Origin of the sequence: Marivita sp., from assembly GCF_020055635.1 — a bacterium.
Classification (GTDB): Bacteria; Pseudomonadota; Alphaproteobacteria; order Rhodobacterales; family Rhodobacteraceae; genus Marivita.
The window spans coordinates 17,646-39,823 of the sequence record NZ_JAIPUT010000042.1 but is presented as its reverse complement, the minus strand read 5'-3'; the positions used below and the strand labels follow the sequence as shown (position 1 = coordinate 39,823).

Sequence of the window (22,178 nt, the reverse complement as noted above, 5' to 3'; positions counted from 1 at the left end):
CTTTTGCCGGTGCCGCCTTTGCCACGTCCAAAGCGGCGCTGGCCGCACTGACCCGCGAAATGGCCCATGATTTCGGACCCTTGGGGGTCCGGGTAAACGCAATTGCGCCCGGCGAGGTCGAGACCAGCATCCTGAGCGAAGGCACCGACAAGATCGTCGAGAAACTGCCGATGCGGCGGCTTGGCCAGCCACAGGAGGTGGCGGACGTGATCTATTTCCTGTGCTCGGGCCAGAGTGGGTATGTGACAGGAACGGAGATCGAGGTGAACGGCGGCCAGCACGTCTGACGTGCTTCCTGCGACGGTGAGAAAAGGGTCATCCGTCACCGTCCGCGCCCATCCTGCGTCGACGCAGGATGTGTTTCCGTTAACGGAAACGCGCTCCCAAGATCAGTAGTGGATCGCCCGGCCCCAGGCATCGAGCACCGCCTCGTGCATCATCTCCGACAGGGTCGGATGCGGGAACACGGCTTGCATCAAATCCTGCTCAGTGGTCTCCAGCTGTCGTCCGACGACATAGCCCTGGATCAGTTCCGTGACCTCCGCACCGACCATATGCGCGCCCAGAAGCGCCCCGGTTTTCGCATCGAACACCGTCTTGACCAGCCCCTCGGATTCCCCCAGCGCAATCGCCTTGCCATTGCCGATGAACGGGAAGCGCCCGACCTTGATGTCGTAGCCCTGCTCCTTGGCCTGCGCCTCGGTCAGGCCGACGCTGGCGATCTGCGGCTGGCAATAGGTGCAGCCCGCGATGCTGTCCGGCTCCACGGCATGCGGATGCCCACCGGCGATCAGTTCGGCCACCATGACACCCTCATGGCTGGCCTTGTGCGCCAGCCACGGCGCGCCAGCGATGTCACCGATGGCATAGACACCCTCGACCCCGGTGCGGCACATCGGATCGGTCACGACATGGGACCGGTCGATCTTGACCCCAAGCGCATCGAGACCCAGACCTTCCGTGTTGCCGACGATGCCCACCGCCGAAATCACCGTATCGAACTCTTCTTTCGCAACCTTGCCGCCCGTCTCGATATGGGCCGTGACCTTGCCCTTGCCGCGATCAAGCTGCTTGACCATCGCCTGTTCGCGGATCCTCATGCCCTGCTTTTCGAACTGTTTCTTTGCGAAACCGCTGATCTCGGCATCCTCGACCGGCAGGATTCGGTCCATCACCTCGACCACGGTCGTCTCGGCGCCCAGCGTGTTGTAGAAGCTGGCGAATTCGATGCCGATGGCACCGGATCCGATCACCAGCAGCTTTTTCGGCATGCGTTTGGGCACCAGCGCGTGTTTGTAGGTCCAGACCAGATCGCCGTCGGCCTCCAGCCCCGGCAATTCGCGAGCGCGGGCGCCGGTCGCGATGACGATGTTATTGGCGGTCAGGTCTTCGGTGCCCTTGTCGGTCCTGACCTGCACCTTGCCCTTGGCGGGGATCGTCGCCTCGCCCATCAGCACGGTGACCTTGTTCTTCTTGAGCAGATGGCCCACCCCGGAATTGAGCTGCCTGGCGATCCCGCGTGACCGTTTGACCACCGCGTCCAGATCGTAGCCGATGCCGTCTGCCGTGAGGCCGAACTCCTTGGCGCGGTGCATCAGGTGGAACACTTCGGAGGTGCGCAACATCGCCTTGGTCGGGATGCAGCCCCAGTTGAGACAGATGCCGCCCAGATGTTCGCGTTCGACAATCGCCACGTTCAACCCAAGCTGCGCGCCGCGGATGGCCGCGACATAGCCGCCCGGTCCGGCCCCGATGACAATCATGTCGAAGCTCTTGCTCATGCCCTGCGTTCCTCCCTCAAGGTCAGGTTCAGAGCAAAGCGTAAGCGAATGCGCAGAGGCTCACAATGGGGTCTGCACAGGTAGGTCCGAAGCGGACCGAATGTTTCGCGCGCGAAACAATGGGTCAACGCCGCTGACCGTTTAACCTTTTGTTAACATGTGCGAATTCAGGCTTCGGCCTTCTTTTCCCAACGGCCCGATTCCTCGGACCAGTATTGCGCCGAACAGCCTGCGCCAGTGAGTTTGCGCCACTGGCCACGCGCCACCTCGACCGCCGGAGGGTCATTTCCGTCAAAGAGCACACAGACCCGTTCTAGCGCCTGCACCTCGTCCGGTGCGACATCCGCGCCATCGACGCTCATCAGGCATTGCGGGGTGTTGGCGGCCTGCGCCGAGACGGTCAGCAGTACCGGCTGGGCCGCGTCATGCGGCCCGCCCGCCAGACCATGCGGCAGGAACCCGTCCTCGGACCCCAGCCACAGTTTCTGATCCAGCCAGTCCATACGCGCGGCATCGGTCCCCCGCACCGCGACGCGCCAGCCGACACCCAGCGCCTTGCCCAGCAGCATGGGCAAGGTCGCCTCGAGCGGCTTTTGCGTGAGGTGGTAGAAATACGCCGCGCCCATGGTCAGTCCCGGGTTTCGTACTTGTCGGCGATCAGCCGGTCGAGCGCGCGGACGCCCCAGCCGGTCGCACCCTTGGGCGACATGTCGAGATCGCTTTTGACATGCGCAACCCCGGCGATGTCGAGGTGAATCCACGGGATGTCGTCCTTGACGAAGCGCTTGAGGAACTGCGCCGCGGTGATCGACCCGGCGGGCCGTCCTCCGACGTTCTTCATGTCGGCCACGGGAGATTTCAGCATGTCGTCATAGGCCTTGCCCAGCGGCATGCGCCACGCGCCTTCGCTTTCCGTTTCCGCCGCCTTGAGGAAGGCATTGGCGAGCGGGTCGTCATTCGAATAGACGGCGGCGTTTTCATGCCCGAGTGCAATGATGCAAGCCCCGGTCAGGGTGGCGAGGTCGATCATCGCGGCGGGCTTTTCCGCTTCCTGCGCGTGCCACATCACGTCGCACAGAACCAGCCGACCTTCGGCATCGGTGTTGATGACCTCGATCGTGTCGCCCTTCATGGACGTGACCACGTCACCGGGCCGCACCGCGTTGCCCGAGGGCATGTTCTCGACAAGGCCCACCATGCCGACCACGTTGGCCCTGGCCTTGCGTCTGGCAATCGCATGCATGACGCCCGCCACCACACCGGCGCCGCCCATGTCCATGGTCATGTCCTCCATACCGCCCGCCGGCTTGAGGGAAATGCCGCCCGTGTCGAAGACCACGCCCTTGCCGATCAGCGCCAGCGGGGCGTCGCCCTTGGCACCGCCGGTCCAGCGCATGATGACCACCTTGGACGGGCTGACCGACCCCTGCCCGACACAGAGCAGCGCGCCCATGCCCAGCTTTTCCAGCGCGTCCTCTTCGAGCACCTCGACCTCGACCCCGAGATCGCCGAGGGCCTGAAGCCGTTTGGCGAATTCTGTGGTGGTCAGCACGTTGGCGGGTTCGTTGACCAGGTCGCGGGTGAACCAGACGCCTTCGGCCACGGCCAGACGCGGCGCCGCTGCGGCTTCGACCTCCTCGGGCTTGCTGCACATCAGGGTGGCCTTGCCCATCGGGTCGGATTTCTTGGTCTTGTGATCGTCAAAGCCATAGCCGCGCAGCGCCAGGCCAAGCGCGATTTCTTCCGCCCTGCCCGTGCCCTCGACCAGCACGGTCAGCTCCGACGATCCCGCCGTCATGGCCAGCGCGGCCCCCGCCTTGCGGGCCTGTTCCGGCGTCGGACGACGCGACAGCTTGACCAGGTCGATGGCCTCGGCCTCGACCCCGGCGGGCCAGGTGAAGGACATCACCTTGCCCTCGTCGAGCTTGTCCCAGGCCTCGGAGGTGGTGGCCCGGGCGATGGCGCCCTTGGCCAGCCGGTTGAGCCGGCGCGCGCCGGCGCTCAGCTTGAGATCGGGGGTGACAAAGACCGCGATCCGGCCCTGCGCGGTGGCAAGGGCGTCAAGATCGACCGGCGCGAATGAGAGTGCGCGAAGTTCCGCCATGTTCTGCTCCATGAGATGGTTTTGACATAGGGGTAACGCCCGCGCGTGCGGTTGACCAGAGGCGGGTTTTCCCGCAAACCCTAGGGCACCGGGTCGTGTCGGCCCACTCTATCTCGTGTGAAGGGGTCCGCTGTGCCAAGATTCGACAGATACATGCTGTCGCAACTCATGGTCCTCTTTGGGTTCTTTGCGCTTGTGCTGGTTGCCGTCTACTGGGTCAACCGCGCCGTCATCCTGTTCGACCGGCTGATTGCCGACGGCCATTCGGCCGGCGTGTTTCTGGAATTCACCGCGCTCAGCCTGCCCGGCGTGATCGCGCTCGTGCTGCCGATGGCGTCGTTTGCGGCGGCGGTCTACGTGACCAACCGGATGATCGGCGACTCGGAATTGACCGTGGTTCAGGCGACCGGCTACAGCCCGTGGCGACTGGCGCGGCCGGTCCTGCTGTTCGGGGTGATCGTGGCGCTGATGATGTCGGTGCTGACGCATTTCCTGGTGCCGGCTTCGATATCCCAGCTCAAGCAGCGCGAGGTGGAGATTTCCGGATCCGTCAGCGCGCGTCTGCTGCGCGAAGGCACGTTCCTGCATCCCGGACCGGGCGTGACATTCTTCATCCGCGAAATCACGCCCGAAGGCGAATTGCGCGACGTCTACCTGTCGGACCGCCGGACCGACGACCGCGAGACCACCTATACCGCGGAGCGTGCCTATGTGGTGCAAGGAGAGACCGGGCCACGCCTCGTCATGGTGAGCGGACTGGCGCAGACTTTGCGGCTCGAGACCCAGGCGCTGTCGACGACGCTGTTTCAGGATTTCACCTATGACATCAGCACGCTGATCGTGCAGGATCAGAACCTCAACCTGCGGCCCCGGCATCTTTCCACAGGGGACATGATCGCCCGTCCCCAGGAGATGGCCGACCTGGTCGGGGTGCGGCTGGCCCGGATCACCGAGGAACTGCATGGACGGTTCCAGCAGGCGCTGCTGGGGATGGTGTCCGCGCTGATCGGGTTCGCGACGCTGCTGACCGGTGGCTTCAGCCGGTTCGGCGTCGGGCGTCAGATCGTGCTGGCGATCTTTCTTCTGGTCGTCATCAAGCTGGTGGAAAGCGCCGTCACCGATCCGACCCGCGACCATGCCTATCTGTGGCCGCTGGTCTACCTGCCGTCGGTTGTCGGGCTGGCCATTGCGGCCGTGGTGCTGCACCTGGCGGCACGACCGTTCCGACATTCCAGGGGTAACGCAGCGACAGAGGAGGAGGTGGCGGCATGACGTTGCATCTTTACTTCGCTCGGCGTTTCCTATGGACCTTTCTGGGCATCTTCGCCGTGTTCTTCCTGTTCCAGGTGCTGCTTGACCTGGTGGAGCAGATTCGCCGGCTCGACGACTCCGTGAGCTTTGCCGAGGTGATGCGGCTGACGCTGCTGAACACCCCCGAAGGCATGTACCAGATCCTGCCGCTGGTGATGATCCTGTCCTCCATCACGCTATTCGTGTCGCTGGCGCGGTCATCGGAGCTGGTCGTGGCGCGGGCGGCGGGCCGGTCCGGGCTGACCGCGCTGGTCGGGCCGCTGGTCGTCGCGGCGATGATCGGCGGGTTGGCCGTGGCGATGGGCAACCCGATCGTGGCGGCGACCTCGAAAGCCTATGCCGACCTGCGCGAGACCTACCGCAATGGCGGCACCTCGGCGCTGTCGATCGGTGCCGAGGGGTTGTGGCTGCGCCAATCCGATCCGCGCGGCCAGACGGTGATCCGGGCAGCCCGCGCCAATCCGAACGGCACGGTGCTTTATGACGTGATGTTCGTCGCCTATGCCGAAGGGGGTGGGCCGACGCGGCGCATAGATGCCGACCAGGCGACGCTGGAAAACGGCGAATGGGTCTTGCAGGACGCCAAGGTCTGGCCACTGGTGGCGGGGGTCAATCCCGAGACCAATTCGGTGCGCCATGACGTCCTGACGGTGCCGTCGACGCTGACCGAGGACAACATCAAGGACCGGTTCGGACGGCCCTCGGCGATCTCGGTCTGGGAATTGAGCGATTTCATCACCGATCTCGAGGATGCCGGGTTCTCGGCAAGGCGGCACGCGGTGTGGTTGCAGATGGAGATGGCGCGCCCGGTCTTCCTGGTGGCGATGGTGCTGATCGGCGCGGCCTTCACCATGCGCCACAGCCGGATGGGCGGCACCGGAATTGCCGTCCTGTCGGCGGTTCTGCTTGGGTTTTCCCTGTATTACGTGCGCAACTTCGCGCAGATCCTGGGCGAAAACGGGCAGTTGAACGCGCTGGCCGCCGCCTGGGTGCCGCCACTGGCCTCGGTGCTGCTGGCGCTTGGGCTGATCCTGCACAGGGAGGACGGGTGATGCGGCGCGCCCTGCTTGCCGGCCTCTGCGCGCTGATGCTGACCACGGGGACGCTGCGCGCCCAGACCGACGACGTCCTGCTGCTTGCCGACCAGGTGCTGGTGGAACAGGGTGGCGACGTCCTGGTGGCGACCGGCAATGTCGAGGCGCTGCACGAGGGCACACGGCTGACGGCGTCGACGATCGTCTATGACCGCACGGACAACACGCTCGACATCCAGGGGCCGATCCGGATCATCCAGCCCAATGGCGACGTGCTGACCGCGACCCAGGCCGAGCTGGACCAGGGGTTCGAGAACGGCCTGCTGGAAAGCGCGCGATTCGTCCTGGACGAACAGCTTCAGATCGCCTCGGCCCGCGCCGCGCGGGTGAATGGACGTTACACGGCAATGAGCCAGGTGGCCGCGACCTCGTGCCAGGTCTGCGGCAGCAACGGCCCGCCGCTCTGGGCGATCCGGGCCAGCCGCGTGGTGCATGACGCCGAGGAACGCCAGATCTATTTCGACAATGCGCAGTTGCGGGTACTGGGTGTGCCGGTCTTCTACATCCCCCGGATGCGCCTGCCCGACCCGACTCTGGAACGGGCGCGGGGGTTCCTGATACCGGAACTCAAGACATCGAGCCTTTTGGGCTTCGGGATCAAGCTGCCCTACTTCGTGCCGATCGGCGATCATGCGGACCTGACGCTGACACCCTATGTGTCACCGATCACCCGGACGCTGGAGTTGCGGTATCGTCAGGCGTTCCGCAATGGGGATCTCACGGTCAACGGAGCGCTTAGCCGGGACAGCCTGGAAAAGGGGGCGGCGCGCGGATTGCTCTTTGCCGAGGGATCGTTTCGCCTGCCGCGGGACTTTCGGCTTGCCTTCGATATCGAGGCGGTCAGCGACGAATCCTATCTCAACGACTACAACAGCGTCTTCAAGAAAGACCGGCTGGACAGCGCCATCACCCTGTCGCGCACCCGGCGGGACAGTTCCTTCTCGACCGGGCTGATCCATTACGAAAGCCTGACCGATGGCGAGAACAACGCCACACAACCGACGATCATCGGCGATCTGCGCTATAACCGGAGGTTCTTTCCGGCCCGTGTCGGCGGCGAGATGCGACTCGGGGTCCAGCTGCATGGCCATTTCCGGTACTCGGATACCGATGTCGACGGCAGCGACGCCGACAGCGTGGTCGACGGGCGCGACATGGCCCGCGCCAACCTCGATCTGAGCTGGCGGGACCGCTGGACCCTGCCGGGTGGCCTGCGCGCGGGCGCGGTGGGACAGGTCTGGGTCGATCATTTCTTCGTCGATCAGGATGCCACGTCCGAGCCCGACTATACCGAGATCACACCGGCGGCGTCGGTCGAACTGCGCTGGCCCCTATTGAAACGCACCTCCAACGGCGCGCGGGTTCTGCTCGAACCGCTGGCGCAAGTCGGCTGGATCGGCGGCGAGAGATCCGGTGTTCCCAACGACGAAAGCACGCGGGTGGAATTCGACGAAGGCAACCTGCTGTCGCTGTCGCGCTTTCCGGCCCCGGACCGACGCGAACGCGGTCTGGTCGGCGCGGCCGGGCTGCGCTGGATGCGGCAGGACCCCGAGGGCTGGCGCGCGTCGCTGACTCTGGGACGGGTCTGGCGCGAAGACCTCGACGCCGCGTTCTCGCGCTCGTCCGGGCTGGACAGCACGGCCTCGGACTGGCTGATCGCCGGGCAGTTCCAGCACAAGACCGGGATCCAGCTTCTGGGACGCGGGATCTTCGATCCTGTCGACACGCGCTTCACCAAGGCCGAGATGCAGGCCAACGTGAGCGGTGACCGCTATGCGCTTGGTGCCTCCTACATCCTGCTGACCACCGACAGCCTTGAAGACCGCGACGACGCCCAGTCGCAATGGCGCCTGAACGGGCGTTACAACGTCGCCCGCAACTGGACCGCCACAGGCAACACCCGATACGACATCGCCGAAGAGCAGTTCCTGAATGCAGGGATCGGCGCGGAATACCGCAACGAATGTGTCGCGGTGGACTTTTCGGTCTCGCGCAGCTTTGCCTCTTCCACTAACCTTGAACCATCTACCGATTTCGGCCTGACCGTCGCGCTGACTGGGTTCAGCACCGGCGGCAGCGGCAAGGAGTACCGCCGTTCATGCAGCTATTGAACAATTCGATCCGCAAGCTGGGCGCCATCGCGCTTGGAGTGACGCTGGCGCTTGGCCCGGTGTCCGCGACTGCCCAGAACCTTTTCGCCCCCGCGCTGCGCATCAATGACAGCGTGGTGACGGCCTACGAACTGGACCAGCGCGCGCGGATGCTGACCGTGCTGAACGCGCGCGGCAATGTGCAGGAGCTGGCGCGCGAACAGCTGATCGACGACCGCCTGCGGCTTCAGGCCGCCGATGCGGCGGGCATCGTGCCCTCGGCCGAAGAAGTGCTGGACGGCATGTCGGAATTCGCGGGCCGGGCCGACCTGACCCGCGAGGAATTCATCCAGGCGCTCGAGGCCAATGGCGTGGCCGCGCAGACCTTCCGGGATTTCGTGCGCGCCGGCCTGAGCTGGCGGTTGCTGGTGCAGGCGCGTTTTGCCGGGCGGGTGAACATCTCGGAAGACGAGGTCGACCGGGCGCTTGGCGCGGCGGGCGGGTCGTCGGTGCGGGTGCTGCTCTCCGAAATCATCATGCCAGCCCCGCCGGCACAGGCCGACGCCGTGCGCGACCGGGCCGAGCTGATCAGCCAGACCACGTCGGAGGCCGAGTTCTCGGCCCAGGCGCGGCGCTATTCCGCCACCGCCAGCCGCAACGCGGGGGGCCGTCTGCCGTGGCAGAACCTTGAAGATCTGCCGCCCGTCCTGCGCCCGCTGGTGCTGGCGCTGGCGCCGGGCGAAGTGACCGATCCGATCCCGATCCCGGACGCGGTGGCGCTGTTCCAGCTGCGCGGAATCGAGGAGACCGGGTATACCGCGCCGACCTATTCGGCCATCGAATACGCTGCCTATTACCTGCCCGGCGGGCGCAGCGACACCACGCTGGCCCAGGCGCGGGTCCTGGAAAGCCGGGTGGATCGCTGCGACGACCTCTACGGTGTCGCGCAAGGCCAGCCCGCCGAGGTGCTGGACCGTCAGACCCTGCCGCCCGAGACCATCCCCACCGACATCGCGTTCGAGCTTTCCAAGCTCGATCCCGGCGAGGTGTCGACGGCGCTCACGCGGTCGAACGGTCAGACGCTGGTCTTTCTCATGCTGTGCGGCCGCACCGCCGAGGTGAACGAGGATGTCGACCGTGACCAGTTTGTCCTGGGATTGCGGAACCAGCGGCTCGACTCGCTGGCCCAGAGCTACCTGTCGCAACTGCGCGCCGACGCCCGCATCACCACCCCGCAATGACCGCAGCCCCCATCGCCCTGACCATCGGGGAGCCTGCCGGGATCGGACCGGAACTGGCCGCCAAGGCATGGACGGCGCTGCATGACGAGGTGCCGTTCTTTCTGATCGGCGACCCGGCGCATTTGCCCGGGGGCACCGACTGGGTCGAAATCGCCGCGCCGGACGAGGCCCGTGCGGCCGGCCCGGCCCTGCCCGTGCTGCGGCATGACTTTGCCGGGCCGCGTACCCCCGGCAGACCGCAGGCGACCCAGGCCAAGTTCGTGGTGTCGGCGATCGAACGCGCCGTGGCGCTGGCCTCGAGCGGCAAGGCCGGAGGCCTGTGTACCCTGCCGATCCACAAGCAGGCGCTTCAGGAGGGTGCGGGGTTCGGCTTTCCGGGGCATACCGAGTTCCTGTCGCATCTCTGCGACGCGGAGGAGGTGGTGATGATGCTGGCCGGCCCCGCCTTGCGGGTTGTGCCGGTGACGATCCACATTCCGCTGCACGAGGTGAAGCGGGCGCTGACGCGCGAGCTTCTGGAGACCCGCATCCGGATCACCCATGCCGCCCTGCGGGCGCAGTTCGGGATCGCCGACCCGCGGCTGGCGGTGGCGGGGCTCAACCCACATGCCGGCGAGGGCGGGCGCATGGGGCGCGAGGAGATCGACGTGATCGCGCCGGTGCTGGAGCGGTTGCGCAGCGAGGGAATGCGGATCACCGGTCCGCTTTCGGCGGACACGTTGTTCCATGCCGCGGCGCGCACCGGCTATGACGTGGCGATCTGCATGTATCACGACCAGGCGCTGATCCCGATCAAGACGCTGGATTTCGACCGGGGTGTGAACGTGACGCTTGGCCTGCCCATCGTGCGCACCTCGCCGGATCACGGCACCGCCTTCGACATCGCGGGCACCGGACAGGCCAACCCCACTTCGACCATCGAGGCGCTGCGCATGGCGTGGCGGCTGGCCTCGGCACAACGTCCGGCGGTGTAGATGCGGATGGGACAGCGTTTGCATATTTTTGAAGAGAAGAAGCAGGGGATGCGCCCGGCATGCAGAGGGCTCCATGGCGACAATTGATGGCTTGCCTCCGCTGCGCGAGGTGATCGCGACCCATGGTCTGAGCGCGCGCAAGGCGCTGGGGCAGAATTTCCTGCTCGACCTGAACCTGACCGCCAAGATCGCGCGGCAGGCGGGCGACCTGACGGGCATGGATGTGCTCGAGGTGGGGCCCGGGCCGGGAGGTCTCACGCGGGGACTTCTGGCCGAAGGCGCGCGCCGGGTGCTGGCGGTGGAAAAGGATCCGCGCTGCCTGCCGGCGCTGGCCGAGATCGCCGACGCCTATCCCGGACGGCTGGACGTGGTGGAAGGCGATGCGCTGGCGATCAACCCGCTGGACCGGCTGACACCGCCGATCGCGATCTGTGCCAACCTGCCCTATAACGTGGGCACCGAATTGCTGGTGCGCTGGCTGACGCCCAAGGCGTGGCCGCCGGTCTGGGACAGCCTGACACTGATGTTCCAGAAAGAGGTGGCGCAGCGCATTGTCGCCAAGCCGGGAGACAAGGCCTACGGGCGTCTTGCGGTTCTGGCACAGTGGCGCTGCGACGCGCAGATCGTGCTGCACCTGCCACCCGAGGCGTTCACGCCGCCACCCAAGGTCAGTTCCGCCGTGGTGCATCTGCGCGCCCTGCCCGCGCCCCGGTTCGAGGCCGATCCGAAAGTGCTGGAACGGGTGGTCGCCGCCGGGTTCAACCAGCGCCGCAAGATGCTGCGGGCGTCCCTGAAGGGGCTGTCACCCGATATCGAGGATCATCTGACGGCCGTCGGCATCGCCCCCACGGAACGCGCGGAACGGGTGTCGGTCGAGGGGTTTTGCGCCTTGGCGCGCAGGTTGGGCTGAGCCACACGAACGGCGGGCGATGGGCCCGCCGTCGCCCGTCACTCGGCCGCGTCAGGCGCTTTTTCGTCCGACCTGGAAGCATCCGATGAACCGGCGGAGTCGTCGGTCTTGGAATCGGTCTTGGGCTCGGGCTTTTTGCGGGGCTTGCGCGGGGCGCGGGGTTTCTTCGGCTTTTCCTCGGCCTTGGCCTCTGGCGTTTCCACCAGGCCGCTGTCGCTGTCACCGTCGCCGGACGTGTCCATCACGTCGGGCTGCGGAGCCGTGGCGGGATCGGAGGTCTGCGGCTGCTGCTGCTGGTCCTGATCCGGACGGGCGCCCCGGTCCGCATCGCGCTGCTGCTGGCGTTCGCGGTTTTCCCGCTCCTGCTGCTCGCGGCGGGCGTCCTGTTCGCGCTGTGCCTCGCTCAGCAGGCGCATGTAATGTTCCGCATGCTGCTGGAAGTTCTCGGCATTGACGCGGTCATTGCCAAGCTGGGCATCCCGCGCAAGCTGGTTGTACTTGTCTATGATCTGTTGCGGAGTCCCGCGCACCTTGCCCTCGGGGCCGGAGCTGTCGAACACGCGGTTGACGACGTTGCCGACAGAGTTGGGGCGGCTGCGGTTGTTCTTGTTCCGCGAACGTTTGTTTGAAGAACGCATTTGTTACTTTCCAGCCTTCTTTCAGCTGTTTTGCGATTGCTGTGTGCGCTTCGTGCGCGGGTCCTGTGCAATTGCATCCATGTTTGGGCTTACGACCGTGCGAGAGGGGTGCAAACCTGCCTCGACCGCTTCGGCCCCTTTGAGTAATCATGTCCGACCGCAGCTTACAAGTATAATCTGCCCAACTGCTTCGGAATATGGTGGTCAGGGGTCAATCTGCGGCAGGAAGACGCCGGAGACGACCCGGTCACGACCATCAAGGTCGGCATGGACGCTGACGTTTTCAAGACCATGCGCCAAAAACAGGTCCCCGACCGCCCCCGCCTGGGTCGGGCCGATTTCGACCACGAGCCGACCGTTCGGCACGAGGTGGCGCGATGCGCCCGCCGCGATCGCGCGATAGGCGCTGAGGCCATCCGCCTCGTCGGTCAGGGCCATGCGCGGCTCATGCGCAAGCTCGGGGGCCAGCGCCGGCATCTCGTCGCGTGCGATATAGGGCGGGTTCGACACGATGAGGTCGAAGCGCGCCGTCCCGGGCACCGGATCGAACCAGGCCCCCGGCGCGAAATCGGCGCGGTCGAGCAGGCCGAGCTGCGCGGCGTTGCGGCGGGCGACGGCAAGGGCCGCATCGCTCAGGTCGGTGGCAAGGCCGACAGCCTTGGGGCGTTCGGCCAGCAGCGTCAGAAGGATGCAGCCAGAGCCGGTCCCCAGATCCAGTACGGTTGAAAAAGCTGCCTCAAGGGACTGGTTTACAAGGATTTCCGTTTCGGGTCGGGGATCGAGAACCGCCGCCGTGACGAGGAAGTCGCGGCCATGGAACGCGCGTTTTCCGATCAGGTGGGACACCGGTTCGCGGCCGGCGCGGCGGGTGATGAGCGCGTCGAACGCGTCCGCCTGTGCGTCGGTGACCGGATCGGCCATAACGAGGGTCAGGCGGCCGGGTGGCTGGTCAAGCACATGCGCAAGAAGCCTGCGCGCGTCGCGGGCGGGGTCGTCGATCCCGGCCGCCCTGAGCTGCGTCACGGCGCGGCGCAGAAGGTCGGTTCCGGACATGCTCAGGGCGTCGCTCCCATTTCGGCCAGCAGCGTGGCCTGCGCATCGGCGGTCAGCGCGTCGATGATATCATCGAGATCGCCCGCCATCACCGCGTCGAGCTTGTAGAGAGTGAGGCCGATCCGGTGATCGGTCAGGCGGCCCTGCGGAAAGTTGTAGGTGCGGATGCGTTCGGAGCGGTCGCCGGAGCCGACTTGGGACTTGCGGCTGGCCGAGCGTTCGGCGTCGACCTTCTGACGTTCCATATCAAAAAGGCGTGTGCGCAACACCTGCATCGCGATCTCGCGGTTGCGGTGCTGGGATTTCTCGGAGCTGGTGACGACGATGCCGCTGGGGATGTGGGTGATCCGAACCGCCGAATCGGTGGTATTGACATGCTGGCCACCCGCGCCGGAACTGCGCATGGTGTCGATGCGCAGATCGCCCGCGTTGATCTGGATGTCCACATCCTGCGCCTCGGGCAAGACCGCAACCGTGGCGGCAGAGGTGTGGATGCGCCCGCCGCTTTCGGTTTCCGGCACGCGCTGGACGCGGTGAACGCCGGATTCGTATTTCAGCCGGGCGAAGACGTTGTCGCCGGTGATATGCGCCACGACCTCCTTGATGCCACCGATCTCGGTCGCCTGTTCCTCGATGATCTCGAAGCGCCAGCCGCGCGCTTCGGAATAGCGCTGGTACATGCGCAGCAGGTCTCCGGCGAAGAGCGCCGCCTCTTCGCCCCCGGTGCCGGGGCGAATTTCAAGCATCGCCGGGCGTGCATCGGCGCTGTCGCGGGGCAGAAGCGCCAGTTGCAGGGCGTGCTCCACCTCTGGCAGCCGCGCCTTGAGGTCGGGCAGTTCCTCCTGAGCCAGTTCGCGCATCTCGGGATCGTCGAGCATCACCTCGGCGTCGGCGATATCGGCGCGGATCTGTTTCCATTCGGCGATCTGTTCGACCACCGGCTTGAGGTCGGAATATTCCTTGCCCAGGGCCGCGATGTCGCCGGCCCCTTCTGCCATCCGGGCCTCAAGGTATTCGAAACGCGATGTGATCTGGTGCAGGCGGTCTTCGGGGATCATGGTGAGGATGTCGGACATCCGCGCGGTCCGGTCAAGGGCTATCCCTCTTGCGACCGGAGCCGGTCCAGCCAGCCCTCGACCCGCGCCTTGTTCACACCCAAGTCGGATTGACCGAAGCGCTGGCGGGCAAAAAGCTCGAGCACGTCGGCGTCCTTCATGACGGTGGTGTAATCGGGAAAGCCCATCCATTGCGAGCGGGTGATGTAGGTCACCTTGCCCTCTTCGACGCTCCCCGCCAGCACTTCGGTGCGGGGCGTCGCGAGGATGATGCGGTCGAGCGTGGCGAATGTGCCATCCTCGGCCGGGATGCGCCGACGGACACCGCCGGCCAGATCCTGATCGGCCGTCACCTTGGGATCGACATGCCAGACAGCCGGGTCTGACGGGGCCAGCCTGATCCAGGCCAAGCCTCCGACAACGATCAAGATCAATGCCCAGAAAATCAATTTCACGACGCCTTATACCCTTGCCTCGACGGGGCACCTGCCCCTTTGATCACTTGTACAGACCTTCAGGCGCGGCGCGTCCAGCCCCAGAGAGACAGAATCTCTGTCGCCACATGCGCACCCGCGATTGCCGTGGCTCCCGTAGTATCGAATGGGGGGCTGACTTCAACCACGTCGCCCCCCATCAGTTCGATCCCGGCGATATTCCGCAGGATCACCGCCATGTCGGCCGTGGACGGGCCACCCCAGACCGGGGTGCCGGTGCCTGGTGCAAAGGCCGGATCAAGGCAGTCGATGTCGAAGGTGAGGTAGGTCGGGTAATCCTTGAGTATCTCGCGGATCTGCTCGGCGACGGCCTCGGGACCGATGCGATGCATCTCGCGGGCGTCGATGATGTTGAAGCCCAGCGTGTCGGGATTGTCGGTGCGGATGCCCACCTGGACAGACCGGCTTGGGTCCACCAGACCCAGCTTGACCGCCTTGTAGAGAAACGTGCCGTGGTCGATGCGCTCCATGTCGTCATCCGCCCAGGTGTCGGTGTGGGCGTCGAATTGCAGCAGCGAGAGCGGCCCGTATTTCTCGGCATAGGCTTCGAGGATCGGCAGGGTGATATAGTGATCGCCGCCCAGCGTGACCGTTGCGGTGTCGGTCGCCAGAATGCCCGCGATATGGGATTTCAGCGTTTCGGGGAATTCCGATGTCTTGGCATAGTCGAAGGCCAGATCGCCGTAATCGGCAATCGCGAAGTCTTCGAGCACGTTGTAATCCCAGCCGTAAGGTTTGTCGTAGGGTTGCAGGGTCGATGCCTCGCGGATGGCGCGCGGGCCGAACCGGGTGCCGGTGCGATGGGTCACGGCCTGATCGAAGGGCACGCCGGTGATGGCGATGTCCACCTGCGTCAGGTCCTTGGTGTATTTGCGCCGCAGGAACGACGTGGCCCCGGCGAAGGCGTTCTCGAAACTCGCACCTCTGAGGTCGTCGCGGGTGAAGGCGTGGTCGATCTGGGTTTTTGCGTCTTCAAGCGCCATGGCTCACACTCCGTGCCGTGTTTCGATAAGGCGGGCAAAGAAGGACGCGCCAATGGGGGCCACATCGTCATTGAAATCAAAGGCCGGGTGATGGCAGGACGGCCCGATCCCCTGCCCCAGCATCAGGTAGCTGCCCGGTCGCGCCTCGAGCATGTAGGAGAAATCCTCGGCCCCCATTTCGGGATGCCGGTCATCGATCACACGGGCTTCGCTCACCACCTCCTTGGCGACGCGGACGGCGAAATCGGTCTGGGCGGCGTGGTTGATCGTGGCGGGATAGTTGCGGATATAGTCAAGCCTGGCCTTGACGCCATAGCTGGCCGCCTGCCCCGCGACGATCTCGGCAAAGCGGCGTTCGACCATGTCGCGCAGACCCGGATCAAAGCTGCGCACGGTGCCCGCCAGCCGCATGGTTTCGGGAATGACGTTGGTGGCGCTGCCGGCTTGGATGATGGTCAGGGACACCACGAGCGGCAGGCGCGGATCGGCGTTGCGCGACGGAATCGTCTGGAGCGCCTGACCGATGGCCAGACCGCAGGGCACGGGATCGAGGGTGGTGTGCGGGAACGCACCGTGCCCGCCCTTGCCGGTGATCGTGATCTCGAAATCGTCCACCGCCGCCATGATCGGGCCCGAACAGGTGTTGAACACACCGGCCTCGCCGAAGGGATCGGTGTGGAGCGCATAGACCTCTTCGATGCCGAAGCGGTCCATGATGCCTTCCTCGACCATGATGCGCGCGCCGCCCACGGTTTCCTCGGCGGGCTGGAAGATGAGCGCAACCGTGCCCTTGAAATTCCGGGTTTCGGCTAGATAGCGCGCCGCGCCCAAGAGCATCGTGGTGTGCCCGTCATGGCCGCAGGCATGCATCTTGCCGGGGATGGTCGAGGCGTACTCGACACCCGTGGTTTCCTGCATCGGCAGCGCGTCCATGTCGGCGCGCAGGCCGGTCACGGGGCCATTCCCCCTGCCGTGGATCAAGGCCACAACACCGGATTGCGCGATGCCTTCATGGATCTCGTCGACGCCGAACTCTTTCAGGCGCGCGACAACAAAAGCGGCTGTCTCAAAGCAATCCAGGCTCAGTTCCGGGTGCATGTGCAGATGCCGCCGCCATGTCTTGAGGTCCTCGGCGTAATCCCCGATCCGGTTGATGATGGCCATGTCTGGACTCCCCTGCCGTGATGCCGCATCCCTGCATCTAATCCCGAAGCACGGAGGCCTGCAATGTCCGATGACCTGATCCACGATCCCAAGGGAGGGATGCCCCGGCTGCTGGAAATCATGCGCCGGTTGCGCGACCCCGAGACCGGTTGTCCCTGGGACATCGAACAGGATTTCGCGTCGATCGCACCCTACACGATCGAGGAAGCCTACGAGGTGGCGGACGCCATCGAACGCCAAGCCTGGGGCGAGTTGAAGGGCGAGTTGGGCGATCTGCTGCTCCAGTCGGTCTATCACACGCAGATGGCCGAAGAGGCCGGGATGTTCAGCTTTGACGACGTGGCGAACGCGATTTCCGACAAGATGGTGGCGCGGCATCCGCATGTGTTCGGCGACGAGAGCCGGGACAAATCGGCCGAGCAGCAGGTGCTGGACTGGGAACAGATCAAGGCGGCCGAACGCGCAGGGAAAAAGGAAACCGGCGTGCTGGACGGGGTCGCCAAGGGGCTGCCCGCCCTGACCCGCGCGATCAAGCTGCAGAACCGTGCGGCGCGGGTCGGGTTCGACTGGCCCACGACGGACGAGGTGTTGGACAAGATCGTCGAGGAAGCGCAGGAGCTGCGCGAGGTTCAGGACGCGGACGAGCGGTTCGAGGAATTCGGAGACCTGCTGTTCGCGATGGTCAACCTGGGCCGCCACATGGGGCTTGATCCCGAGGCCGCGCTGCGCGCCGCCAATGCCAAGTTCACCCGCCGGTTCGAAAGCATCGAGGCCGCGCTGGCCGCACAGGGCAAGACGCCCGCCGACAGCGATCTGGCGGAAATGGACGCGCTTTGGGACGCCGCCAAGGCGGTCGAGAAGGCACAAAAGAAAAACGCGCCCTGAAGCAGGACGCGTTTCCCAAAAATCCGAGAGTTCAGACGCTTACTGCGCGTCTTTGATGAACTTCACCGCATCGCCGAAGGTCTGGATGGTTTCGGCCGCGTCATCCGGGATTTCGATGCCGAACTCTTCTTCGAAGGCCATGACCAGCTCGACGGTGTCGAGGCTGTCGGCGCCGAGATCGTCGATGAACGACGCATTCTCGACAACCTTGTCCTCTTCGACACCAAGGTGCTCGACAACAATTTTCTTAACGCGATCTGCGACGTCGCTCATGTTTTCTTCCTCACAGTTTCGTCGGCGCGGAGGCCGGGTTAGCCCGCGCCCGGGCGGAATTGATCTTGCCCTTGCGGGCGGTGGTTTGCGCCCCGGTCGAACGCCGAAGACCGGAACGGCCCGAAATGGAAAGGGCTGGTCCAAAACCTGCGCCGCTATAGCACATGGAATCGGGATGGCAAACGCTTTCAACACAAACGCATGCGCGTGAAAAGGGGTGTGTTTTCAGGGGTTTCTGCACCTGCAAAATCCCTGTTTCCCCTGCGAAATCAGAGCATTGCCATGCCGCCATTGACGTGCAGCGTGGTGCCGGTGACATAGGCCGCCTCGGGGCTCGAGAGATAAAGAACCGCTGCCGCGATCTCTTGTGGGGTGCCCATGCGGCCCGAGGGAATCTGTGTCAGGATGGCGGATTTCTGATCCTCGGTCAGCTTGTCGGTCATCGCGGTCTCGATGAAACCGGGGGCCACGGCGTTGACCGTGATGCCGCGCGAGGCCACTTCGTAGGCCAGCGATTTGGACATGCCGACCATGCCGGCCTTGGCGGCGGCGTAATTGCCCTGCCCCGGATTGCCGGTGGCACCGACGACCGACGAGATGTTCACGATGCGGCCCCAGCGCGCCTTCATCATGCCGCGCAGCACGCCCTTGCACAGCTTGAACGTGGCGGTCAGGTTCACGTCTATCACCGACTGCCATTCGTCGTCCGACATGCGCATGAAGAGGTTGTCGCGGGTTATGCCTGCGTTGTTCACGAGGATGTCGACGCCGCCCATCGCCTCGGCCGCCTGTTTCGGCAGGGCAGCCACCGCGTCGGGGTCGCTCAGGTTGCAGGGCAGGACATGGGCGCGGTCGCCCAGATCAGCAGCCAGTGCTTCAAGCGGTTCGGTGCGTGTGCCGGAGAGGCCCACGGTTGCTCCGGCGGCGTGCAGCCCGCGGGCGATCTCGCCGCCGATGCCCCCCGATGCGCCTGTGATCAGCGCGCTCTTGCCTGTCAGATCGAACATGTCGTGTTCCTTTTCATCTCGTTTCAACCTTGCACCCCAAGTGCCGTGCTACGAAGGCTCCTGGCGCCGGCCTTGATATTCCGGGGCTCCTCAGCCCTCTTGCGTTGCGGCCTGCACATCGGCAGCCGAGCCGACTGCGCGCGTCGCGGCAGACCGGTCAATCCGGCGCACCATGCCGATCAGCGCCTTGCCCGCTCCGATTTCCCAGAACTCATCGACGCCCTGCCCGACCATCCAGCTGATGGATTCGCGCCAGCGCACCGCACCGGTGATCTGTTCCACCAGCAGCGCGCGGATCGTTTCGGGATCGCTGACCGCCTCGGCGCGCACATTCGCCACCACGGGCACAGCAGGCGCGTTGATCGTCACCTTGCCCAATGCGTCGGCCATCGCCTCGGCCGCCGGGGCCATGAGCGCGCAGTGGAACGGCGCGCTGACCGGCAGCAGAACCGCCCGTTTCGCGCCAGCCTCTTTCGCCAGATCAACGGCCCGTTCGACCGCTGCCTTGTGGCCCGAGACCACGACCTGCCCCGGATCGTTGTCATTGGCCGCCGCACAGACCTCGCCTTGCGCCGCCGCGTCGGCAACCTTGCGCACATCCTCGAGCCCCAGGCCAAGGATCGCGGCCATCGCGCCAACGCCAACCGGCACCGCGTCCTGCATCGCCTTGCCCCGCGCCCGCAAGAGGCGCGCCGCGTCCGTGACCGACAAGGCGCCCGCCGCCGTCAGCGCCGAATATTCGCCCAGCGAATGCCCCGCCACGAAAGACGCCGCCTCCACAGCAACGCCTTCCGCCTCGAGCGCGCGCATCGCGGCAAGCGACGTGGCCATCAGCCCGGGCTGGGCATTCGCGGTCAGGGTCAGGGTTTCGATATCGCCCTCCCAGATCAGCGTGCTCAGCTTTTCGTCCAGCGCGTCGTCCACTTCTTCGAAGATCGCGCGCGCGCCCGGATAGGCTTCGGCCAGGTCGCGGCCCATTCCGATGGTTTGCGCCCCCTGCCCGGGAAAAAGAAAAGCTCGGCTCATGGCACCCTCCGGTTTTGATTGGCACAAGCCATTACAGCCCGTGTCGGGACGACGCAACGTTCCTGCACGAATTCTGTGCGCTGACGAAGATTGCGGATGCGCCGGGACGCGATAGCTCTGGCAAAACCTTTTCAACACCCGGAGAGCCCGTCATGTCCGCCTCAAATTCGACAACCCACTACGGTTCCGTCGCCAAGACCCTGCACTGGCTGACCGCGCTTGGCATTCTGGTGGTCATTCCTCTGGGGATCATCGCCAATGACATGCCTTACGACACCGCCGAGCAACTGGCCGACAAGGCGTGGCTGTTCTCGCTGCACAAGACGGTGGGTGTGACGCTGTTTTTCGTGGCGCTGGTCCGCATTCTATGGGCCGTGACCCAGCCCAAACCGGCGGCGATACATCCGGATCGCAAGGCCGAAACGCTGCTGGCCGAGATCGTGCACTGGCTGCTTTACGGCTCGCTGGTGCTGGTGCCCCTGTCGGGCTGGGTTCACCACGCGGCCACCGAAGGCTTTGCGCCGATCTGGTGGCCGTTCGGACAGAACCTGCCGCTGGTGCCCGAGAACCTGGCCCTGTCCGAAACCGCCGCCGGGCTGCATATCGTTTTCGAACGGGTTCTGGTGATCTCGCTGATCCTGCACATCGCGGGGGCCATCAAGCACGCGGTGATCGACAAGGACCAGACGCTGGCGCGCATGCTGCCGGGCCGCAAGGTCAAGTTTGACCCGGCCAAGCGCCCGAACCGGGGCCTGGTGCCGCCGGTACTGGCCGTTCTGGTCTGGGCCGCCGCCCTTGGCGTCGGCAGCATGTTCGGCGTCTACCACAAGGGCGGCGCGATTGCCGCCGAAGCGCCTGCGTTGCAACAGGTCGAAAGCGAATGGGCGGTGACCGAAGGCACGCTTGGCATCACCGTAGAGCAGATGGGTGCCGAGGTTTCGGGATCATTTTCTGACTGGACCGCGGATATCCGCTTTGACGAAACCGTTACCGATGGACAGGCCGGCGCGGTCGATGTCGAGATCGCCATCACCTCGCTCACGCTCGGGTCGGTCACGCAACAGGCGATGGGGCCGGATTATTTTGCCAGCTCCGAGTTCCCGACCGCCCGCTTCGGCGCCGACATTCTGAACACCACAGAGGGGTACGTGGCCGAAGGCTCATTGACCCTGCGCGGGCTCGAACAGGCGGTTTCCCTGCCCTTTGACCTGACGGTCGAGGGTGACATAGCCCGGATGCAGGGCAGCACCGTTCTGGACCGGCGCAATTTCGACATCGGCAATGGCATGACAGACGAAAGCCAACTGGGCTTCGAAGTGATCGTCTCGGTGGACCTGACTGCCGAGCGTGGCGGCGACTGACATTCGCCCGCTTGCATCTGCGTATAAAAAAACCCCGGGCGCATCGCCCGGGGTTTCTTCGTTTCGGTGTGGCCAAGGTCAGGAGTCGCTGTCCGCCACCTGCATCGCCTCGACCGAGATCTGAACCTCTACCTCGTCGCTGACGAAGGGCGCGAACATGCCGACTTCGAAATCGCTGCGCAGCAGCGTGGTGGTCGCGTCGAACCCGGCCCAGGGCTTGCCTTCCATCGGGTGATCGCCCGCCTGGTTCAGCGTCGCGGCGAGCGTGACCGGCTTGGTGATCCCGTTCAATGTCAGGTCGCCGGTGATGTTGGCGGTGCTGTCGCCGGTGACATCGATGGCGGTCGAGGTGAAGGTGACCATCTCGTCTTCATCGGCCCCGAAGAAATCGGCGGTCATGAAGTGCTCGAACCGGCCTTCCCAGCCAGTGAACATCGACCGCACCGGGAAGGACACGGTCACGGAAGAATTGGCCGGGTTCTCCTGGTCGAACTGGATGTCGCCCTCAAAGCCCGAGAACATGCCCCAGGTGGTCGAATATCCGAGGTGGTTATAGGAAAAGAGCACCTGGCTGTGGCTGGCATCCAGCGTGTAGGCTTCGGGTTCGGCCAAGGCGGCAAGGGGAAGCGCGGCAAGTGCGGCGGCAAGGATCGTGGTTTTCATGAATCTGTTCCTGTGTTGCGGTTTCGATGGGCTGTAAATTGCGCCCGGAACCCGCCGCAGCAATTGGTGCA

Annotated in this window: 22 protein-coding genes; 9 read left to right on the top strand and 13 right to left on the bottom strand. The window is 65.1% G+C overall.

All coding sequences use genetic code 11. The features are described from left to right. On the top strand, window positions 1-287 hold a 287-nt coding region (locus tag LCF60_RS17225; protein WP_292293445.1), incomplete at its 5' end, for an SDR family oxidoreductase. A 102-nt stretch (window positions 288-389) separates the two neighbouring features. On the opposite strand, the gene lpdA is transcribed toward LCF60_RS17225, so the two are convergent. The 3 genes from lpdA to LCF60_RS17210 form a co-directional block, all read right to left on the bottom strand. Further along, entirely contained in the window at window positions 390-1,781 is a 1,392-nt protein-coding gene (gene lpdA / locus LCF60_RS17220; protein WP_292293444.1) for a dihydrolipoyl dehydrogenase, read from the bottom strand. A 167-nt stretch (window positions 1,782-1,948) separates the two neighbouring features. Beyond that, window positions 1,949-2,407 carry a DNA polymerase III subunit chi gene (locus LCF60_RS17215; RefSeq protein WP_292293443.1) on the bottom strand — a complete coding sequence of 153 codons (459 nt, stop codon included), beginning with the start codon at window positions 2,405-2,407 and terminating at the stop codon, window positions 1,949-1,951. Window positions 2,408-2,409: 2 nt separating this feature from the next. After that, window positions 2,410-3,885, bottom strand: a complete 1,476-nt coding sequence (locus tag LCF60_RS17210) for a leucyl aminopeptidase (RefSeq protein ID WP_292293442.1) — start codon at window positions 3,883-3,885, stop codon at window positions 2,410-2,412. A 132-nt stretch (window positions 3,886-4,017) separates the two neighbouring features. On the opposite strand from LCF60_RS17210, the gene lptF reads away from it, so the two are divergent. From lptF to rsmA, 6 genes are all read left to right on the top strand, one after another. After that, window positions 4,018-5,157: an LPS export ABC transporter permease LptF gene (lptF, locus tag LCF60_RS17205; protein ID WP_363318429.1), complete on the top strand. Its 1,140-nt coding sequence runs from the start codon at window positions 4,018-4,020 to the stop codon at window positions 5,155-5,157. Further along, window positions 5,154-6,248: an LPS export ABC transporter permease LptG gene (gene lptG / locus LCF60_RS17200; RefSeq protein ID WP_292293441.1), complete on the top strand. Its 1,095-nt coding sequence runs from the start codon at window positions 5,154-5,156 to the stop codon at window positions 6,246-6,248. The genes lptF and lptG overlap by 4 nt, the downstream gene beginning before the upstream one ends. Next, window positions 6,248-8,401 (top strand): LPS assembly protein LptD, encoded by a 2,154-nt coding sequence (lptD, locus tag LCF60_RS17195; protein ID WP_292293439.1) that lies wholly within the window; start codon window positions 6,248-6,250, stop codon window positions 8,399-8,401. Before lptG ends, lptD begins: the two co-directional genes overlap by 1 nt. Further along, entirely contained in the window at window positions 8,389-9,621 is a 1,233-nt protein-coding gene (locus tag LCF60_RS17190; protein ID WP_292293437.1) for a peptidylprolyl isomerase, read from the top strand. The genes lptD and LCF60_RS17190 overlap by 13 nt, the downstream gene beginning before the upstream one ends. Beyond that, window positions 9,618-10,595, top strand: coding sequence for a 4-hydroxythreonine-4-phosphate dehydrogenase PdxA (gene pdxA / locus LCF60_RS17185; protein ID WP_292293436.1), 978 nt, complete (start codon window positions 9,618-9,620; stop codon window positions 10,593-10,595). The genes LCF60_RS17190 and pdxA overlap by 4 nt, the downstream gene beginning before the upstream one ends. Before the next feature lie 73 nt (window positions 10,596-10,668). Then, a complete protein-coding gene (gene rsmA / locus LCF60_RS17180; RefSeq protein ID WP_292293435.1) occupies window positions 10,669-11,505 on the top strand; it encodes a 16S rRNA (adenine(1518)-N(6)/adenine(1519)-N(6))-dimethyltransferase RsmA in 837 nt (278 codons plus the stop codon). A 38-nt stretch (window positions 11,506-11,543) separates the two neighbouring features. Here the strand turns inward: rsmA and LCF60_RS17175 are convergent, their stop codons facing one another. The 6 genes from LCF60_RS17175 to LCF60_RS17150 form a co-directional block, all read right to left on the bottom strand. Next, window positions 11,544-12,143: a DUF4167 domain-containing protein gene (locus tag LCF60_RS17175; protein WP_292293434.1), complete on the bottom strand. Its 600-nt coding sequence runs from the start codon at window positions 12,141-12,143 to the stop codon at window positions 11,544-11,546. A gap of 204 nt (window positions 12,144-12,347) precedes the next feature. Next, a complete protein-coding gene (gene prmC, locus LCF60_RS17170) occupies window positions 12,348-13,196 on the bottom strand; it encodes a peptide chain release factor N(5)-glutamine methyltransferase (RefSeq protein WP_292293432.1) in 849 nt (282 codons plus the stop codon). A gap of 2 nt (window positions 13,197-13,198) precedes the next feature. Beyond that, window positions 13,199-14,254 (bottom strand): peptide chain release factor 1, encoded by a 1,056-nt coding sequence (gene prfA / locus LCF60_RS17165; RefSeq protein WP_292293448.1) that lies wholly within the window; start codon window positions 14,252-14,254, stop codon window positions 13,199-13,201. 38 nt (window positions 14,255-14,292) lie between these two features. Further along, complete coding sequence (locus LCF60_RS17160) at window positions 14,293-14,706, bottom strand: DUF1499 domain-containing protein (protein ID WP_292293430.1); 414 nt, start codon at window positions 14,704-14,706, stop codon at window positions 14,293-14,295. A gap of 59 nt (window positions 14,707-14,765) precedes the next feature. Continuing rightward, window positions 14,766-15,728: an agmatinase gene (gene speB, locus LCF60_RS17155; RefSeq protein WP_292293428.1), complete on the bottom strand. Its 963-nt coding sequence runs from the start codon at window positions 15,726-15,728 to the stop codon at window positions 14,766-14,768. 3 nt (window positions 15,729-15,731) lie between these two features. After that, window positions 15,732-16,892 carry a M20 aminoacylase family protein gene (locus tag LCF60_RS17150; RefSeq protein WP_292293426.1) on the bottom strand — a complete coding sequence of 387 codons (1,161 nt, stop codon included), beginning with the start codon at window positions 16,890-16,892 and terminating at the stop codon, window positions 15,732-15,734. Between the two features lie 63 nt (window positions 16,893-16,955). Between LCF60_RS17150 and mazG the strand changes: the two genes are divergently transcribed. Continuing rightward, complete coding sequence (gene mazG / locus LCF60_RS17145; protein ID WP_292293425.1) at window positions 16,956-17,777, top strand: nucleoside triphosphate pyrophosphohydrolase; 822 nt, start codon at window positions 16,956-16,958, stop codon at window positions 17,775-17,777. A gap of 39 nt (window positions 17,778-17,816) precedes the next feature. Here mazG and LCF60_RS17140 read toward each other — a convergent pair whose 3' ends face one another. The 3 genes from LCF60_RS17140 to fabD form a co-directional block, all read right to left on the bottom strand. Beyond that, a complete protein-coding gene (locus LCF60_RS17140; protein WP_072778752.1) occupies window positions 17,817-18,050 on the bottom strand; it encodes an acyl carrier protein in 234 nt (77 codons plus the stop codon). A gap of 269 nt (window positions 18,051-18,319) precedes the next feature. Then, on the bottom strand, window positions 18,320-19,057 hold the full coding sequence (fabG, locus tag LCF60_RS17135; protein WP_292293423.1) for a 3-oxoacyl-ACP reductase FabG: 738 nt from the start codon (window positions 19,055-19,057) through the stop codon (window positions 18,320-18,322). Window positions 19,058-19,147: 90 nt separating this feature from the next. Continuing rightward, window positions 19,148-20,083 (bottom strand): ACP S-malonyltransferase, encoded by a 936-nt coding sequence (gene fabD / locus LCF60_RS17130; protein ID WP_292293422.1) that lies wholly within the window; start codon window positions 20,081-20,083, stop codon window positions 19,148-19,150. Window positions 20,084-20,235: 152 nt separating this feature from the next. On the opposite strand from fabD, the gene LCF60_RS17125 reads away from it, so the two are divergent. Next, window positions 20,236-21,444, top strand: coding sequence for a cytochrome b/b6 domain-containing protein (locus LCF60_RS17125; protein WP_292293420.1), 1,209 nt, complete (start codon window positions 20,236-20,238; stop codon window positions 21,442-21,444). A gap of 78 nt (window positions 21,445-21,522) precedes the next feature. On the opposite strand, the gene LCF60_RS17120 is transcribed toward LCF60_RS17125, so the two are convergent. Next, window positions 21,523-22,107 (bottom strand): YceI family protein, encoded by a 585-nt coding sequence (locus tag LCF60_RS17120; RefSeq protein ID WP_292293419.1) that lies wholly within the window; start codon window positions 22,105-22,107, stop codon window positions 21,523-21,525. Window positions 22,108-22,178 lie beyond the last annotated feature (71 nt).

Coding starts and splice junctions, on each gene's coding strand:
- lpdA (WP_292293444.1), bottom strand. CDS start 1,781: ATGAGCAAGAGCTTCGACATGATTGTCATCGGGGCCGGACCGGGCGGC.
- LCF60_RS17215 (WP_292293443.1), bottom strand. CDS start 2,407: ATGGGCGCGGCGTATTTCTACCACCTCACGCAAAAGCCGCTCGAGGCG.
- LCF60_RS17210 (WP_292293442.1), bottom strand. CDS start 3,885: ATGGCGGAACTTCGCGCACTCTCATTCGCGCCGGTCGATCTTGACGCC.
- lptG (WP_292293441.1), top strand. CDS start 5,154: ATGACGTTGCATCTTTACTTCGCTCGGCGTTTCCTATGGACCTTTCTG.
- lptD (WP_292293439.1), top strand. CDS start 6,248: ATGCGGCGCGCCCTGCTTGCCGGCCTCTGCGCGCTGATGCTGACCACG.
- LCF60_RS17190 (WP_292293437.1), top strand. CDS start 8,389: ATGCAGCTATTGAACAATTCGATCCGCAAGCTGGGCGCCATCGCGCTT.
- pdxA (WP_292293436.1), top strand. CDS start 9,618: ATGACCGCAGCCCCCATCGCCCTGACCATCGGGGAGCCTGCCGGGATC.
- rsmA (WP_292293435.1), top strand. CDS start 10,669: ATGGCGACAATTGATGGCTTGCCTCCGCTGCGCGAGGTGATCGCGACC.
- LCF60_RS17175 (WP_292293434.1), bottom strand. CDS start 12,143: ATGCGTTCTTCAAACAAACGTTCGCGGAACAAGAACAACCGCAGCCGC.
- prmC (WP_292293432.1), bottom strand. CDS start 13,196: ATGTCCGGAACCGACCTTCTGCGCCGCGCCGTGACGCAGCTCAGGGCG.
- prfA (WP_292293448.1), bottom strand. CDS start 14,254: ATGATCCCCGAAGACCGCCTGCACCAGATCACATCGCGTTTCGAATAC.
- speB (WP_292293428.1), bottom strand. CDS start 15,728: ATGGCGCTTGAAGACGCAAAAACCCAGATCGACCACGCCTTCACCCGC.
- LCF60_RS17150 (WP_292293426.1), bottom strand. CDS start 16,892: ATGGCCATCATCAACCGGATCGGGGATTACGCCGAGGACCTCAAGACA.
- mazG (WP_292293425.1), top strand. CDS start 16,956: ATGTCCGATGACCTGATCCACGATCCCAAGGGAGGGATGCCCCGGCTG.
- LCF60_RS17140 (WP_072778752.1), bottom strand. CDS start 18,050: ATGAGCGACGTCGCAGATCGCGTTAAGAAAATTGTTGTCGAGCACCTT.
- fabG (WP_292293423.1), bottom strand. CDS start 19,057: ATGTTCGATCTGACAGGCAAGAGCGCGCTGATCACAGGCGCATCGGGG.
- fabD (WP_292293422.1), bottom strand. CDS start 20,083: ATGAGCCGAGCTTTTCTTTTTCCCGGGCAGGGGGCGCAAACCATCGGA.
- LCF60_RS17125 (WP_292293420.1), top strand. CDS start 20,236: ATGTCCGCCTCAAATTCGACAACCCACTACGGTTCCGTCGCCAAGACC.
- LCF60_RS17120 (WP_292293419.1), bottom strand. CDS start 22,107: ATGAAAACCACGATCCTTGCCGCCGCACTTGCCGCGCTTCCCCTTGCC.